The organism is Vibrio sp. QJM3NY_27, assembly GCF_057785955.1.
In genome coordinates this window covers 2113445-2129755 of record NZ_CM173511.1, presented here as the reverse complement: position 1 = coordinate 2129755, position 16311 = coordinate 2113445, and the positions used below count along the sequence as shown (strand labels likewise).

Sequence of the window (16311 nt, the reverse complement as noted above, 5' to 3'; positions counted from 1 at the left end):
GCGATCAGGATGATGTTCTTTAATCTAGAAGTATCTTGGAGCTTAATTTGTACTTAGAGCCAGGATGGTAGAGCAATGCAAAGCTGATGAGGCGCTCTTTACTCCATGTTCTTCTATTCAAAAGAAGGCAAGGCTCTGATTCAGATAGCTTTAGTGACGCTCTGATTTGAGTGTCTGGAATAATGGCTTCAACCGTATGCTCGATAGCACTCAACGGGCAGCTTTTTGAAAGGTATTCGTTGGGTGTAGAAGTTGAAAAGTCTTGCTCTAGGTATTTTGGAGCGGCTTGAGAGTTCACCCAGCGCGCTTCCAATTGAATCGGTGCGTTGTCGGAAAAGTGTATGATTTCACTATAGAATACTTCGGTATTGATCATCACACCTAACCGTGTGGCGGTGCTTTCATCAGCCTTGATGCTCTTGTGCTTGATAACTTGGCTAGCATACGTTTGGCCTCGGTCTTTGATCTCTTGCGCGATATTGTTGATATCAAGCAGGGGAGATTGTGCTTTTTCGTCTGGTTCACAAACAAAAGTACCCAGCCTTGGTTTCCTGATTAGCTTACCTTCAGACACCAGATCTCGAATGGCCTTATTCACTGTCATTCGACTCACTTTGAACTGTTCAGTGAGTTCTAGCTCTGTGGTTATCTGGTAACCCACTGGCCAGAGACCACTGGTGATATTGTCGTCTATGAACTGTTTTATCTGAAGGTAGAGCGGCGCTTTCGACATAATGAAACCTTATTTGACTATACAAATAGAGTAACGGAATTTTTCACGATTTCAACATTTCCTCGGGCAATGTGACCTTATTCAACATAGATGGGGCAAATTGCTTGATTCTGTGAGGTAAGTGTCGCAAATTGTCACGCAATAACTATTCGTAAATCAGATAATTAGAAAGGGAAATAATATGTTTAAGAAATTAAAGGCCTCGTTGGGCATCGGTGCAGCAAAGGTTGATACTGTCTTAGATAATATTGAAGTTTTCCAAGGTGGAGAGTTGTCTGGCAATGTTCACATTGTTGGCGGCGACGTTGAGCAACAAATTGACTTGATCAACTTAGTTCTCAACACAGAAGTGAAAGTAGAAACGGAAGACAGCACTAACTACGAAACTTTTTCTCTGGGTCGTATTCAAGCCGTAGAGCCTTTCGTTATCCAACCGGGCGAAACCAAACTGGTTCCATTCCGCCTTAAGTTAAATGATGAAACGCCAGTCACCGCGTTGAACGCACAAATGAACCAATGCCATGTTTGGGTAGAAACCAACCTAGATATTGGCTTCGCGATTGACCCTAAAGACCGTGACTTTATCTCCGTACACCCACTGCCAACAGTTGCTAAAATCATCCAAGGCGTGGAAGCATCGGGTATGGCAATGGTGAAAGCAGACGTAGAGAAGGGCTTCTTAAAAGGCAACAGCTTTGCTTCTCGTTCGGGCTGTTACCAAGAGATTGAATTTCGCAGCGGCGGCTTCATGAATAATAAAGAGATCGAGCTGTCATTCATAGTTGAAGGCTCAATAGTTCACTGCCTAGCAGAAATTGATCGTTCAATGAGCTTCCGTGGCGACCAATACATCTCATTCAGCTTACCTGCTAATGCCGCCGATTCAGATATTCGCAACGCAGTCTCAAGAATCATGAGTGCATAGTTCCCTTTCTGTTAGTAGTCGCTTTTTCTATTAATAGAGACAAGACAGTACGATTTCTATAGCCGAACTTAACCGTTCGGCTTTTTTGTTTGTAAATAAAGACAAAGAACCAATCATTGAACGTTAGCTTAGGGTGTTAGAAGGTCCTATATAGAAGATACATTTAAGTTATGTAGTTTTTGTGGCGCTGTGGGACTAACATTGTCATTTCATATAATTTCGTTACAATGTTCGGCTACTCACAAATGGGGCATCTGTATTTGCTTTTATGTGGGTATCTTTATTATGCATATATCTCCGATCAACATACTTGTTGGTTGAAAAACATATATTAAACATTTTCATGTGTTGCTTGGTGTGCAACACCACTGTAAAGGACAAATAATGCCAATTATTACTCTTCCTGACGGTAGTCAGCGTCAATTTGACAACCCTGTATCAACTCTAGATGTTGCCCTATCAATCGGTCCTGGTCTTGCGAAAGCAACCATTGCTGGTCGTGTAGACGGCGAGCGTGTTGATGCTTGTGATCTTATCGAAAACGATGCAAGTCTAGAAATCATCACAGCTAAAGATGAAGTTGATGGTCTTGAGATCGTTCGTCACTCTTGTGCTCACCTTTTAGGTCACGCGATTAAGCAGCTTTTTCCAGAAGCGAAAATGGCGATCGGTCCTACCATCGATAACGGTTTCTACTACGATATCGACCTTGAGCACTCTCTAACGCAAGAAGATCTAGAAAAGATTGAAAAGCGTATGAAAGAGCTAGCGAAGACCAAGTATCAGGTTGTTAAGAAGAAAGTTAGCTGGCAGGAAGCGCGTGACGCATTCGAAGCTCGCGGCGAGACTTACAAAATCGAAATCTTGGATGAGAACGTTTCTAAAGACGATCGTCCAGGCCTGTACCATCATGAAGAATACATCGATATGTGTCGTGGTCCACACGTTCCACATATGGGTTTCTGCCAACACTTCACACTACTTAACGTAGCGGGTGCTTACTGGCGTGGTAACAGTGACAACAAGATGCTTCAACGTATCTACGGCACTGCATTCCACGACAAGAAAGCACTTAAGGCTCACCTAGTGCGCCTAGAAGAAGCGGCTAAGCGTGATCACCGTAAAATCGGTAAGCACTTAGATCTATTCCACATGCAGCAAGAAGCACCAGGCATGGTGTTCTGGCATCACAACGGTTGGACTATCTTCCGTGAGCTAGAAGTATTTATTCGTCAGAAGCTGACTGAGTACGATTACCAAGAAGTAAAAGGCCCATTAATGATGGACCGTGTTCTTTGGGAACGCTCTGGTCACTGGGATAAGTACGCTGAAGCGATGTTCACTACTTCTTCAGAGAACCGTGAATACGCGATCAAGCCAATGAACTGTCCTGGTCACGTTCAAATCTTTAACCAAGGTTTGAAATCTTACCGTGATCTTCCGCTACGTATGGCTGAGTTCGGCTCATGTCACCGTAACGAGCCGTCTGGCGCACTTCACGGCATTATGCGTGTTCGTGGCTTCACTCAAGATGATGCTCACGTATTCTGTACTGAAGACCAAGTTCAACAAGAAGTGAAAGCTTGTATTGAAATGGTTTACGATACTTACACAACTTTCGGCTTCGATAGCATTGTTGTTAAGCTATCTACTCGTCCAGAACAACGTGTAGGTTCAGACGAAATGTGGGACCGTGCAGAGGCTGACCTTAAGCAAGCGCTAGAGGCAATGAACATTGCATACGAGATTCAAGAAGGCGAGGGTGCGTTCTACGGACCTAAGATTGAATTTACTTTGCATGATTGTTTGGACCGCGCATGGCAATGTGGTACAGTGCAGCTCGATTTTGCATTACCAGAACGTTTAGGTGCAACTTACGTAGGTGAAGATAACGAGCGTCACACGCCAGTTATGATCCACCGCGCGATTTTAGGTTCACTAGAACGCTTCATCGGTATTCTTATTGAAGAATACGCTGGCTTCTTCCCAACGTGGTTGGCGCCAGAACAAGCAATTGTTATGGGCATTACGGACAAACAGTCTGAATATGTACAAGAAATTGCGAAAAAACTGCAAAAAAGTGGATTTAGAGTCAAAGCAGACTTGAGAAATGAGAAGATTGGCTTTAAAATCCGCGAACATACTTTGAAACGTGTACCGTTCATGCTTGTGTGTGGTGACCAAGAAATGGAAGCCGGCGAAATAGCAGTACGTACACGTAAAGGTAAGGACCTTGGTAAATTTAAAGTGGATGACTTTATTTCATACATCCAAGCCGAGGTTTCAAACCGTAAGCTCAATCTGGAGGAATAGCTATTAAAGGCGGAAGACGTGGCCAACAACCGGCCAAACAAAACCAGCACCGTTTAAACGGTGACATTCGTGGCGTTCGTGAAGTGCGTCTAACTGGCGCAGACGGCGAAGCTGTTGGTGTAGTAACAATCGCTGAAGCGATGGAAGCTGCAAATGAAGCTGGTATGGATCTCGTAGAGATCAGCCCTAACGCCGAGCCGCCAGTTTGTCGTGTGATGGACTACGGTAAGTTCCTCTTCGAGAAGAGCAAAGCTGCGAAAGAGCAGAAGAAAAAGCAAAAGCAGGTTCAGATCAAGGAAATTAAATTCCGACCTGGAACTGATATTGGAGACTATCAGGTAAAACTACGCAACCTGACTGGTTTCCTTGAAGACGGCAACAAAGTGAAGGTAACAATTCGCTTCCGTGGCCGCGAAATGGCTCACCAAGAAATCGGTGTTGACGTTCTTAATCGTTTGAAAATCGATACTGAAGAATTTGCAGTTGTCGAATCTTTCCCAACGAGAATTGAAGGTCGCCAGATGATCATGGTGTTGGCCCCTAAAAAGAAGTAATTAACGGCTTTACAAGTAATTAAACCTTGCAGCCATAGGCTGTAGGGTTTTATTCGCCCTAATTACTATGTTATTAACAACTCAACAATGCGGAGTTATTCATCATGCCTAAGATGAAAACCAACAAAGGTGCTGCTAAGCGTTTCCAGAAAACTGCTGGTGGTATTAAGTTTAAGCACGCTGGTAAACGTCACATCCTGACTAAGCGTACTACTAAGAACAAGCGTCAGCTTCGTCCGAACTCAATCCTTCCAAAATGTGAAGTGGCTGCAGTTCTACGTATGATGCCATACGCTTAATTCTTTTTAGTTTATAAATTCGTTTAGTTTAGGAGAAGCATAATGCCTCGCGTAAAACGTGGTGTACAAGCTCGTGCACGTCATAAGAAAGTTCTAAAACAAGCTAAAGGTTACTACGGAGCACGTTCACGTGTTTACCGCGTAGCTTTCCAAGCAGTTACCAAAGCTGGTCAATACGCTTACCGTGACCGTCGCAACAAGAAACGTCAATTCCGTCAACTTTGGATTGCACGTATCAATGCGGCATCTCGTCAAAATGGTCTATCTTACAGCCGTTTCATCAATGGCCTTAAGAAAGCATCTATCGAGATCGACCGTAAGATTCTTGCTGACATCGCAGTATTCGACAAAGCAGCATTTGCTGTTCTAGTTGAAAAAGCGAAAGCATCTCTATAATTTAGAGTTAGCTTAAAGGTTTAAGAAAAGGAGAACTTCGGTTCTCCTTTTTTATTGCCTGTAATTTGTCTTTGCCATATTCTCTCGCATCTCGCATCTCGCATCTCGCATCTCGCATCTCGCATCTCGCATCTCGCATCTAATTTTTATTCGCTTGAACAGGCATTCTGGTATATAAACATCTACCTAACCTTTAAATGTTAAGCGACCGAGATAAATGACCGCACCTACCACTATGACGTTCTTCGAACGTTTCGAAACTGACATCCTTTCTGGCAAAAAGACCATTACTATTCGCGATGAATCTGAACGCGACTACCAGCCAGGCAGTGTTGTGGAAGTATCAACGCTAGAGCAAGGCCGTGTGTTCTGTAACCTTAAGATCATCAGTGTTGAACCAATCCTGTTTGATGACTTAGGTGAATTCCATGCTCAGCAAGAGAACATGACGCTGCAAGTACTCAAAGACGTGATTCAAGATATCTATCCTGGGATCTCTGAGCTGTATGTGGTTTCTTACGAGCTTGTGTAACCCGCTTTAAATGAAATTTGTTGATCACTACAGTGTTTAACTGCTGAGCAATAAGAAAGGGAAGTCACAATGAGTGAATTACTGAACGGAACAGTTCAGCAAATTTTGCTTCAACTTTATTGTCGTGAGCAAACTGAGCTGCCGTTAATTTCTCGAATTGATCTCGACATTGGTCTTTATGATAGTGAAGGCTTTCTTGCGTGGCGTGATACAAAGCGTGACTTTACTGTCAGTGATATCGAGAGTCGAGTGTGGGTGAAGAGTTGCCCCGGCGGCTATATCACTGAAGTGCACTTTAATGCTGACGGTTCTCTAGCTGAATACCGTTTGTTCGATCGATTTGAAACAACAGGGCAGTGGCAACTAAAAGACGGTTTGTTACACGTCGAGATTCTGAAGGGTGACAACCGCTACCAGTTTGCTGTTGTGGCTCGTGCTGATCTTAATATTCATTCTGCGGTGGAATATAAAAATGGTGAACTGCATTCGTATCTGAAATTGGTGCAGGCTGAACGTTAATCCTTTTTAGTCGACCTTGCTTGCCCATTAAAATGAGTGATGTTCCAAGAATAAAAAAGCCAACAGTGATGTTGGCTTTGTTGTTTTCAATTCGACGAGTATTTCTAATCAACGCGCTATTAAGTTAAGCCATTAAGCTTCGAAGTTCGCCAATCGAGTATAAAGCTCGCTGTCTTGGTCTTGCTTTGCGCATACGGTCAGTAGGTCTTCAATAAAGTACTTTAATGCACGTGCTTCAATTCGACGAATGCCTTGTTGCTGCTCTTCAGTCAGGTAACCGTAGATAGTTGCAGCTCCGAAGTCACCAAAGATCATCTGACCTTGTTCATTGACCAAGGTGTTGTGCGCGTACAAATCACCGTGACAAACTTTGTTTTGATGAAGGTGTTCAAACACATCAATCATCTGCTCGGTAATGCTATTGATCTGAGCAATTGAAATCTCAAAGCCTTCGTTGAACGTATCGCGAGTACAGCTTTCAAGAGTAGGGGGCAAACCTAGGTTGTAATAGCTGCTTGGGATAAGCTCCATGACCAAAGCTAAATAGTCATCTTCATCAACTTGGGCAATAGATTTCACTAAATTGCCATGGTAGCCAGTCTGCAAACAAGCTTCTAGCTCATCGTGTGGGTAGCCATCACTGGTGACTTCGCCTTTGAATACTTTAACGGCCACTTCTTGTGGGAAATCAAAGTCACTGTTTAACCAGTTAGCATGAGAAATCACGCCAGATGCACCTTGGCCCAGCACTTGATTGAGTGAGTAGCATCGCGAGCTCACGGCTGGCACGCTATCTAAGCTGCTTGGGTGTTTGCAAAACGGGTTACCCGCAAAGGCTAACCAAGCCAGTTTTGGTAGCTTAATAAGGAACTCTGGGAATTCAGTCAGTTGGTTTGCAGATAGGCGAACTAGCTCAAGGCTTGATAGGTTTTCCATGCTTTCTGGTAAAACGCGAATCTTGTTACCCGCTAATGCGAGTTTTTGCAGGCGTGGTCTTTCACCTAAAGAGTGAGGGAGAACCTCGATCACATTGTCTGTCAGGATTAACCAACGTAACTGAGCTGGCAGAGATTGCTCGCTAACGGTTTTGATTTGGTTGGTTTTGAAGCCAACCATTTCGAGCTTAGGAAGAGTACCTAGAACATCAGGCAGGTGCGTAAACAGGTTATTCGACGCGAAGATGATACGCAGGTTAGTCAGCTGCGATAACTCTTTTGGTAAATCTGACAGTTGATTGCCTGAAAGGTCTAGAATCTCAAGAGAATCAGCGAGTTCTAAGATCTCTAATGGAAATTCAGTGAGACCTTCTGACAGTTGTAAGCGCGTAATACCGTTTAGTTGTCCTGATTTTAATTGTTCTAGAGTATGCAAACCTTAGCCTTATGAATAGATGTTCGAGGCGCGTAGTTTACTTGTCTCAATCAAGAAAGGCGAGCACCGGAACGATGCTCGCTTAACTAAACTAAGTGAACGATTTTACAAAGGTTAAAGTCGTATATGGTTTTGGCTGACACCGACCTCCTCAACAAAGTCGTTGTCATGACTCACCAAGATAAATGCGCCTTGGTATTCACGTAAAGCGGACGCCAATATTTGCTTTGAGTCGATGTCTAGGTGGTTGTCCGGTTCATCGAGCAATAGAAGCGGGGTGTCTTGCTTATGGCTAACGATCAACATCGCCAGTTTCATTTTTTCACCACCACTTAAATGTGCCACTTTTCGGTATACGGAGTCTCGCCTGAACCCTATTCCAGCCAACAAGGTTCGTGCGTCACTTTCTGTTAACCCAAAGCTGTGTGTCATCAGGCTATCGAACATAGTATCGTTGGCGTCTAACAGGCCAAAGTGTTGATCCAAGTATACCGTCGCCCCTAAACGCTTAATGGAACCAGTATAGTTCGAGTGTTGGCCATGAATGGCTTTTAACAGTGTCGATTTTCCACACCCGTTAGCCCCGGTTAGATAGCATCGTTCCCCTTGTGATAGAGAGAAGCTAATAGGAGCACCAGAACCAAAATTTAGGCTACACTCTTCAACGGTTAATAGTGAGTGTTTTTTAGTAGCATTCGCTTGTTGTAGGTATAACGCTTGTGGTTTCAGCCGTTCCTTCAGTTCTTTAAGCGACTGAAGTTTATGTTGGTTTTGGTCAATGAGATTCTTTTGGCTTGTCGCAGACGCGGCTTGGCTTTGTCCTGCTTTATCTTTCATCGCATCCAATAAGATCTTGGGTTGGCTACCTGACTTTCTGAGTCGGTTTCCCTGAGATTCTCGCTGCTGCGCCTTTTCCTTGTTGGCTTGAGCTTGACGCTCGAGTCGTTTCTTTTCGGACTGATGATGCGCGATCTGTTTGTTGAGCGCTTCGCTTTGGCTAGACACTTGTTTGAAGTAATCATCATAATTTCCTTTATAGAAACGTACGCCCAAGCTGTTGAGATGGTAGATCCCGTCCATTTGTCTCAATAAGCTTCGATCATGGCTGACGACAAGTATTTTGCCTTCAAACATCTGGCATTGTTCGAGTAGCCAATTGCGTCCATCGTTATCTAAATGGTTTGTAGGTTCGTCGAGAATCAGTATGTTGTGGTTTGATGTGAATATCCGATGAAGCTGTAAAAGGGCGAGTTGCCCACCGCTCAATGTATGGCACGGCGTGGTTAACCCACTGGTTATTTTCAATGTGGCTAAAAGTTGCTTTGTGTTCGCTTGTAAATCCCAATCCTCGCCAACGATATTGAAGTGCTGAAGTTCGCAACTCCCTTGCTCTATCGCTTTTAATGCATCTAACTTTTCGGTGAGCCCTAAGAAGTCAGCGATGGTGGTGGCGAAATCCAGTAGCGTTGATGGCAACTGAGAGTAAAAGCCGATCGAACCTTGGCGCGAAATACTGCCTGTTGTGGGTTGTTTTTGCCCGATCAGTAACGAAAGAAGTAGTGACTTTCCAGCCCCATTTCTTCCGACTAGGCCGGTGAGGCGAGTGCTCAAATTAAAGGTGATGTCTTTGAATAACCACTCACCAGTATCGAGTTGGAATGAGAGATTGTTGGCTAATATAGTAGGCATAAAAATACCTCCCTTTACGTGTAAACGAGTAAAAGGGGTGAGGCGCTTTTTCTATATAGAACCCTACACAGAATTCTATGTATAGATCGCCAAAGACGTTACTTAGGTAGCGTACCAATCAAAGATAGGAAATAGAGTGCTGATCTGATTTCTGTCTTTAAGGCGCTGATCTTAAAGATGTAGCTTGTCAAAAAACAGATCTTTAAGAGCTTGATTTGTCGCGAAAATAGATGACGAAGTAACGCCCACTAACCCCGAGTGTCCAAATGATTTTTATAAAAATAAATCGGATGTCAGGATGTTAGTACTTCATTATGGCGTTATTCTCTTTTGAAATGATGGTGGGATGGTACTGAAAGAACGTACTCTGAGTCAATATACTGAGGTGATTAAATTGTGTTCAAATGATTAAAGCGCCTGTGTGGCGCTTTAGTGATCATTATTGGAAATAAGTTGAGTCTAGAACTTATATTTTGGAGCTTAGAGCTAAAGCTACTTGGTTTGTCCACCAACGGCTCGCCAACACATATCAAAGCTATCATTGATGTACTTCGATGTTTGCTCTGGTGGAGATTCGTTTTGCTCAATAAGCCAGTTTGCACAAATCAGAAAGTGACTGTGGATGAAGTGCCTTACAAGGTTAATGTCTAATGCCATCAATTCACCGTCCTCTTGTCCTTTCAAAATGATCTCGTCTAGCGACGCGAACATCTGCGAGACGATGACTTCTCGAGTTTGGGTCGTTGGGTCGAAATGAACATTGGTGAAGAACTTCATCGCAACCGGATTTTCTAGTGCCCATTCAATCCCAGTGATCCACATGAACTTAAAGGCTTGATAGAGATCCTGCTCAGCAATATCAGTGTGTTGTTGAAGGGTAGAGAATAGCTCCAACTTCAGCTCGCGAAACAGCTCGTCAATCAATAGAGATTTATTCTCGAAGTGGTGAAACAGCGTCGCTTTCGCCACACCAGCTGTTTTCGCTATTTGTCCAGTAGATGTGCCCTCTAGCCCCTGTTGAGAGAAGAGCAAGAGTGCAGCATCTAGGATTTTTTGTCTTTTAGTGATCATCTATTGAGTACTTTGAACATCAGTTTTTTGATTGGGTTGTTGTAAGGAGGATGCATTAACTTGGTGAAGTTGATTTTTCCTCTACTTAGAACGGTTTTGGCATGACTAAAGGTCTTGAAGCCTTCAATGCCATGATAGTGTCCCATGCCTGAAGGGCCGATGCCACCGAACGGCGCGTCTTCTGCTGCCACATGCACCAAAGAGTCGTTAATACAAACACCGCCAGAATGCGTGCTCGATAAGAATAGATCTTGAGTCTGCTTATCATGACTCATCAGGTACAAAGCAAGCGGACGTTCTCTTGTTGTGATGTAGCTGATCGCTTCTTCAACAGAATCATAAGGAACGATAGGCAGTACGGGGCCAAACAGCTCTTCTTGCATTGCGACCATGTCGTCGTTCACTTCGGTGAGAAGGTGCGGCGTCATTCTGTGGTTTACATCGTCTTGCGCTTGTTCGGTGACGGTGTGAACGACTGCGCCTTTAGATTGAGCATCTGTAATCACCCCCTTCAAACGATTGTATTGACGCATATCGATCACTGAAGTTAAGTCTTTGCTCTCAATGCCTGCTTTATACAGCTTTTTGAAGTATTGCTTATAAGCTGTGATGAACGCATCGACTTTTTCTCGTGGCAATAAGATGTAATCGGGCGCCACACAAATCTGGCCAGCGTTTAAGCTTTTTGCAAACAGGATGCGTTCAACGGCGTCAGCCACATCAAAGTCGGGAGCAATAATCGTTGGAGACTTGCCGCCTAACTCCAAAGTTACTGGCGTTAAGTTGTCGGCTGCTGCTCTCATTACTTGCTTACCTACAGAGGTCGACCCTGTGAATAGAATATGATCAAACGGGAGTTGGCTAAATTTCGCGGAAACGTCAGCTTCACCTTCTATAATCGCGACTTGATCTTCACTAAAGCCTTCGGCCAGCATGGCTTTTAAAACTCGGTTGGTCGCAGGAGTAAACTCGGACATCTTGAGCATTGCAGTGTTGCCCGCCGCTAACGCAGTGATGAGAGGGCCTAAAGAGAGCATTATAGGAAAGTTCCAAGGAACAATGATGCCTACAACACCTACCGGTTGATAGTGAACAGTGATCTTCGCTGGTGTCAGCATCAAGCCTGCTTTTCTACGAGATGGCTTCAACCACTTCTTAAGGTTCTTATCACTGTAATTAATTTGGTGAAGAGAAGGGGTGATATCAGCAATCAAGCTGTCGTGTTTTGCGCGATGACCATAATCTTCAGACACCGCATCAATCAATTGCCCTTGGTAGCGCATTAGCAACGCTTTTAATTCCGAGAGGTCTTTTCTTCTCTGCCCAAACGTTGGATTAACATTACTGCGGTAGTGATCTTTTTGTCGGTTGAATATTTTATCCATGTCGTTGGTGTTCGACGTGGTTGGTTCAAGGTCTAGATTATGGCTCATAGTATCCCCTAAATTCGAAAGCTGACCGATTGGTTGGTCAGTTGAAGCTACAAGAAGATCGAACCGAATACAAGATATGCGTGAGAAAAGTTTATTTTTTGTTCAGTTGTACGTTGTTTTTTCGAAGGGAAATTGAGGAAAAGTGAGTTAGACGTTGGGTGATAATAACTATCGTAAGAAGATAAGAAGATAAGAAGATAAGAAGATAAGAAGATAAGAAGATAAGAAGATAAGAAGATAACGAGTGCCTTTGACGGAATCAAAGGCACCAAGATAAGCGTTTAATGATTACGCAGGGGCTTTTTCACAACGGAGAAAGATAAAGTTAACGTTCTTTGACAGTCGCTCGTATGTCGCTTCAGAAATTTCTTTGGCTTTTTCATCGATAGTGCCCTCCGTGATTTTTGAAATCAGCAAGCCTGATTGAGTAACCGCTTGGCAAAGTTCGGTTAAAGAACGGCGGTAGAAGCTCACTTGAACGGGTGTACCTACCGTGTTCCACTCTTCTTGAATGAATTCACGTTCGTAGTAATTGCCAGAAATCGTACATTCAAAGTCAGCAAAAGGGTGGTGTGTTGAAAAGACAATGTAACCACCTGGCTTAAGGACCCGATGAATATCATCAAAGACGGGTTTTAGATCTTCAATGTAATGCAAGACTAGCGGACACACGATGACATCGGCACTGTTGTCTTTTTCATTCGGCAGACCAAGGGCAGCATCTTGAGCATAAGCGGAAACATTTTTGATTTGTTTTCCGTTCACTAAGTCGACCATATCCTGAGAGAGATCGGTACACGTCACTTTATTTGCGCCTTGGTCAATAAACCATTGCGCGTAAATGCCAGAGCCACAACCTAGGTCGACAATATCCATGCCTTTTACATCATCGAGCAAAGCTATCGTTGATGGACGCTCAAGTAAGGCATTGTAAATATTATCGCGGGCAGCCGAGTCGTATTGCTTAGCGTAGGTGGTGTACATTTCAGACATGATTTAGCACTCATCAATAGGCATGGAATAACAGGATACAAGCTATGTCGGTGATAGCGAGAGTTGTGGTAGAGAAGTGGTTATATTTGGCACAACCCTGACTTAACTTGACCAGAATAGCCAAGGATTTTATGTGTCTTTGGTATTTTATTCACCTGCTTTTTTGTTAGAAAGTGCTTTAAATCTCATGCGCTTCAGCCTGTTTTTTGGCCTAAAACCTTGTAATTCCTTACCTGTCACTTTAAGTCGGATCGTCGATAAAAAAGCGTAATCGTAACCACAAATATCAATGGTTGGACTCACTCTTAATAATATCGGTTAATGCAGCCAACAAATCGTTTTTGAACGTTTTTTGTTGGGTTATACCTCGCTATTCCAATGAGGTATCTTCTGTCGATGGCCCTATAGTGTGAGGTCTCTAGAATTGGAAAATTCGGTTAATTTGGAACGCATCCGTGCTGAGTATAATGTAAAGCACTGGAGCCAAGGTTTTTATGGAATTGATGATAACGGCGAGGTGTATGTTTCACCGAGCGAAACCGATCATCAAGTTCCGCTTAGTCAGATCGTAAAACAGTTAGAGCAGCGAAATATTGGTTTGCCTGCTCTTGTGCGTTTTCCTCAAATAGTGCATCAACGTGTGCACAATATCTGTAACGCATTTAACCAAGCGATCGACGAATATCAGTACGACAACCGTTACCTACTTGTTTACCCGATTAAAGTTAACCAACAGAAAGAAGTGGTTGACGAGATCTTAGCGAGCCAAGCTCAATTAGAGCAGAAGCAGCTTGGTCTAGAGGCGGGCAGTAAGCCGGAACTATTAGCGGTATTAGCGCTGGCTCAAAAAGCGAGCTCAGTGATCGTGTGTAACGGTTACAAAGACAGAGAATACATCCGTCTTGCGCTTATTGGCGAAAAGCTGGGTCATAAAGTATTTATCGTTCTAGAGAAGTTATCAGAGCTTGATCTTGTTCTTTCTGAAGCGAAAGCGCTTGGCGTGAAACCTCGTTTAGGTTTGCGTATTCGTCTTGCTTCTCAAGGCGCTGGTAAATGGCAAGCAAGTGGTGGTGAGAAGTCTAAGTTCGGTTTGTCTGCATCACAAGTTCTGACTGTCATTGAACGCTTGAAAGCAGAAGACCAACTCGACGTTCTAGAGTTAGTGCATTTCCATCTTGGTTCACAAATGGCCAATATTCGTGATGTACGAAATGGCGTGAGCGAAGCGGCTCGTTTCTACTGTGAACTGCGCGATATTGGTGCTCAATTGAAGTACCTAGATGTGGGTGGCGGCTTGGCGGTTGATTACGACGGCACACGTAGCCAGTCTTCAAACTCAATGAATTACGGTTTGCTTGAGTACGCTCGCAATATTGTGATGACAGTAGGGGACATTTGTAAGCTCTACAATCAACCACAACCTGTGATCATTTCTGAGTCTGGTCGTTCGTTGACTGCGCATCATGCTGTACTTGTGACCAATGTGATTGGTACAGAAAGCTATTCTCCGGAAAACATGGCGGCTCCAGAAGCTGACGCACCAATGTTGCTAAACAACATGTGGAAGAACTTCTTAGAGCTAGATGCGGGCAATGATGACCGAGCGTTGATTGAGATCTATAACGACACGCAGAGCGATATCGCAGAAGCGCATAATCAATTTGCCACAGGCATGCTGAATCTTCAGCACCGTGCTTGGGCAGAGCAGATGTCTTTGCGTATTAACTACGAACTTAGCTCTCGTATGAACACTAAGAACCGTTACCACCGTCCTATTTTGGATGAGTTGAGTGAGCGTTTAGCCGACAAGTTCTTCGTAAACTTCTCGCTGTTCCAATCTTTACCAGATGCTTGGGGTATCGATCAGGTATTCCCTGTGTTGCCTCTGAGTGGTTTGGATAATGCGGACGAGCGGCGCGCTGTAGTACTGGATATCACATGTGACTCGGACGGCACGATTGATCAGTATGTTGACGGTCAAGGTATTGAAACGACTCTGCCAGTTCCTGCATGGAATCCAGATGAACCTTACCTGATGGGCTTTTTCCTAGTAGGCGCATACCAAGAGATCTTGGGTGATATGCATAACCTTTTTGGTGATACGCACAGTGTAGTGGTCAACGTTGACGAAAGCGGTGAAGCGAACATCGATTACATCAATGAAGGCGATACGGTTGAAGACATGATGCGTTATGTTCACATCGATACGGATCTGATCCGTCAGAACTACAAAGAATTGGTCACGGCGAAAGTACCAGCTCAAGAGCAGCAAAGCGTACTTGAAGAGTTAGAACAAGGCTTGATGGGTTATACCTATCTTGAGGATTTTTAATGGACGATTTATTTACCAAACCCGATTACTCGCTGTACTCCAATGCGATGACGTTTATGCGTCGTCCATTGGTACAAAACCCAATTGATAACGACGCTGATGTGGTTGTGTTGGGTGCGCCGTTAGATATGGCGACGTCTGGTCGTCCGGGTGCTCGTATGGGACCTGATGCGATTCGTCGTGCGTCAGTCAACTTGGCGTGGGAAGGCAAAAAATTCCCTTGGGACTTCAATGTATTTGAACACACCTCGGTGATTGATGCTGGCGACCTCGTGTTTGATTGTGGTGATGCAGAAGATCTAACTCAACGTTTAGAAGCGGCTGCTGATGCGATTCTAAGCAGTGGTAAAACACTGTTAGGTTTAGGTGGCGATCACTTCATTACATTGCCTTTGCTAAGAGCATACGGCAAAAAGTATGGCGAGATGGCGTTGATTCACTTCGATGCACATACTGATACGTACAGTCAGGGAAGTCGTTATGACCACGGTACGATGTTCTACCATGCACCTAATGAAGGTCTAATATCGCCTGAGCATTCAGTGCAAATTGGGATTCGTACTGAGTATAAGCAAGAAGGTCACGGCTTCAACGTCATCAATGCGATGCAAGCGAATGACATGAGCGTGGATGAAATCATTGCTCAAGTAAAAGGCACTGTTGGCGACAAACCTGTCTATGTAACGTTTGATATTGACTGTTTGGACCCTGCGTTTGCACCGGGTACGGGTACGCCAGTGTGTGGTGGTTTGAACTCAGATAAAGTGTTGAAAATCATCCGTGGCTTGCAGGGTATTAACATGGTTGGTATGGACGTTGTAGAAGTTTCCCCTGCGTATGACCAAAGCGAGATTACGGCATTGGCTGGTGCGACGATTGCTCTCGAGCTGCTTTACGTTTGGACGGCGAACCGCCTCGCTAAATAATAGTGTGTCATTGCTAACAGCATAACGCTATATACTGATTTTAAAGCCCACTAAGGTTCAACTTAGTGGGCTTTTTTTGGGATACCTCGAAATATCCATTTGCAACTTCTACTCATTGCCCCTGCATACCCATTCAATACTCCAATAGTTGTATATGTAATTGACGCCCTATACGGTGTTTGAACAGTTTCTCATCAGCTTTGTGCTGAACCTTGTCTCAAATAT

General features: G+C 44.0%; 15 protein-coding genes. 9 read left to right on the top strand and 6 right to left on the bottom strand.

The window, feature by feature from the left end:
- Positions 1 to 19: 19 nt before the first annotated feature.
- Complete coding sequence (gene hutC / locus AC3CIA_RS09500) at positions 20 to 733, bottom strand: histidine utilization transcriptional repressor HutC (protein ID WP_488518039.1); 714 nt, start codon at positions 731 to 733, stop codon at positions 20 to 22.
- 181 nt (positions 734 to 914) lie between these two features.
- On the opposite strand from hutC, the gene AC3CIA_RS09495 reads away from it, so the two are divergent.
- The 7 genes from AC3CIA_RS09495 (at position 915) to AC3CIA_RS09465 (ending at position 6271) form a co-directional block, all read left to right on the top strand.
- Positions 915 to 1658, top strand: a complete 744-nt coding sequence (locus AC3CIA_RS09495; protein ID WP_488518038.1) for a sporulation protein — start codon at positions 915 to 917, stop codon at positions 1656 to 1658.
- A gap of 384 nt (positions 1659 to 2042) precedes the next feature.
- The gene (gene thrS / locus AC3CIA_RS09490) at positions 2043 to 3971 is read left to right on the top strand and encodes a threonine--tRNA ligase (protein ID WP_029404979.1); all 1929 of its coding nucleotides are present in this window, start codon (positions 2043 to 2045) and stop codon (positions 3969 to 3971) included.
- An 83-nt stretch (positions 3972 to 4054) separates the two neighbouring features.
- Positions 4055 to 4525, top strand: coding sequence for a translation initiation factor IF-3 (infC, locus tag AC3CIA_RS09485; RefSeq protein WP_004733519.1), 471 nt, complete (start codon positions 4055 to 4057; stop codon positions 4523 to 4525).
- 104 nt (positions 4526 to 4629) lie between these two features.
- Positions 4630 to 4824 carry a 50S ribosomal protein L35 gene (gene rpmI, locus AC3CIA_RS09480; protein WP_004733518.1) on the top strand — a complete coding sequence of 65 codons (195 nt, stop codon included), beginning with the start codon at positions 4630 to 4632 and terminating at the stop codon, positions 4822 to 4824.
- Positions 4825 to 4866: 42 nt separating this feature from the next.
- Positions 4867 to 5220, top strand: coding sequence for a 50S ribosomal protein L20 (gene rplT / locus AC3CIA_RS09475; RefSeq protein ID WP_004733517.1), 354 nt, complete (start codon positions 4867 to 4869; stop codon positions 5218 to 5220).
- Positions 5221 to 5437: 217 nt separating this feature from the next.
- Positions 5438 to 5752, top strand: a complete 315-nt coding sequence (gene yqfB / locus AC3CIA_RS09470) for a N(4)-acetylcytidine aminohydrolase (RefSeq protein WP_017086672.1) — start codon at positions 5438 to 5440, stop codon at positions 5750 to 5752.
- Between the two features lie 69 nt (positions 5753 to 5821).
- Entirely contained in the window at positions 5822 to 6271 is a 450-nt protein-coding gene (locus AC3CIA_RS09465; RefSeq protein ID WP_054547397.1) for a hypothetical protein, read from the top strand.
- A gap of 132 nt (positions 6272 to 6403) precedes the next feature.
- Here the strand turns inward: AC3CIA_RS09465 and AC3CIA_RS09460 are convergent, their stop codons facing one another.
- The 5 genes from AC3CIA_RS09460 to AC3CIA_RS09440 all read right to left on the bottom strand — a co-directional run bounded on the left by AC3CIA_RS09460 (position 6404) and on the right by AC3CIA_RS09440 (position 12828).
- Positions 6404 to 7642, bottom strand: a complete 1239-nt coding sequence (locus AC3CIA_RS09460; RefSeq protein WP_171308748.1) for a leucine-rich repeat-containing protein kinase family protein — start codon at positions 7640 to 7642, stop codon at positions 6404 to 6406.
- A gap of 114 nt (positions 7643 to 7756) precedes the next feature.
- Entirely contained in the window at positions 7757 to 9331 is a 1575-nt protein-coding gene (locus tag AC3CIA_RS09455) for an ABC-F family ATP-binding cassette domain-containing protein (RefSeq protein ID WP_171308747.1), read from the bottom strand.
- A gap of 492 nt (positions 9332 to 9823) precedes the next feature.
- The gene (locus AC3CIA_RS09450; RefSeq protein ID WP_017088387.1) at positions 9824 to 10402 is read right to left on the bottom strand and encodes a TetR/AcrR family transcriptional regulator; all 579 of its coding nucleotides are present in this window, start codon (positions 10400 to 10402) and stop codon (positions 9824 to 9826) included.
- A complete protein-coding gene (locus tag AC3CIA_RS09445) occupies positions 10399 to 11835 on the bottom strand; it encodes a coniferyl aldehyde dehydrogenase (protein WP_171308746.1) in 1437 nt (478 codons plus the stop codon). Before AC3CIA_RS09445 ends, AC3CIA_RS09450 begins: the two co-directional genes overlap by 4 nt.
- Positions 11836 to 12123: 288 nt before the next feature.
- Positions 12124 to 12828: a class I SAM-dependent methyltransferase gene (locus AC3CIA_RS09440; protein WP_054547401.1), complete on the bottom strand. Its 705-nt coding sequence runs from the start codon at positions 12826 to 12828 to the stop codon at positions 12124 to 12126.
- A 442-nt stretch (positions 12829 to 13270) separates the two neighbouring features.
- On the opposite strand from AC3CIA_RS09440, the gene speA reads away from it, so the two are divergent.
- Together speA and speB are read left to right on the top strand one after the other, a co-directional pair.
- Complete coding sequence (gene speA, locus AC3CIA_RS09435) at positions 13271 to 15160, top strand: arginine decarboxylase (RefSeq protein ID WP_488518891.1); 1890 nt, start codon at positions 13271 to 13273, stop codon at positions 15158 to 15160.
- Positions 15160 to 16086 (top strand): agmatinase, encoded by a 927-nt coding sequence (speB, locus tag AC3CIA_RS09430; RefSeq protein ID WP_488518037.1) that lies wholly within the window; start codon positions 15160 to 15162, stop codon positions 16084 to 16086. The genes speA and speB overlap by 1 nt, the downstream gene beginning before the upstream one ends.
- The last annotated feature ends 225 nt before the right edge of the window (positions 16087 to 16311 follow it).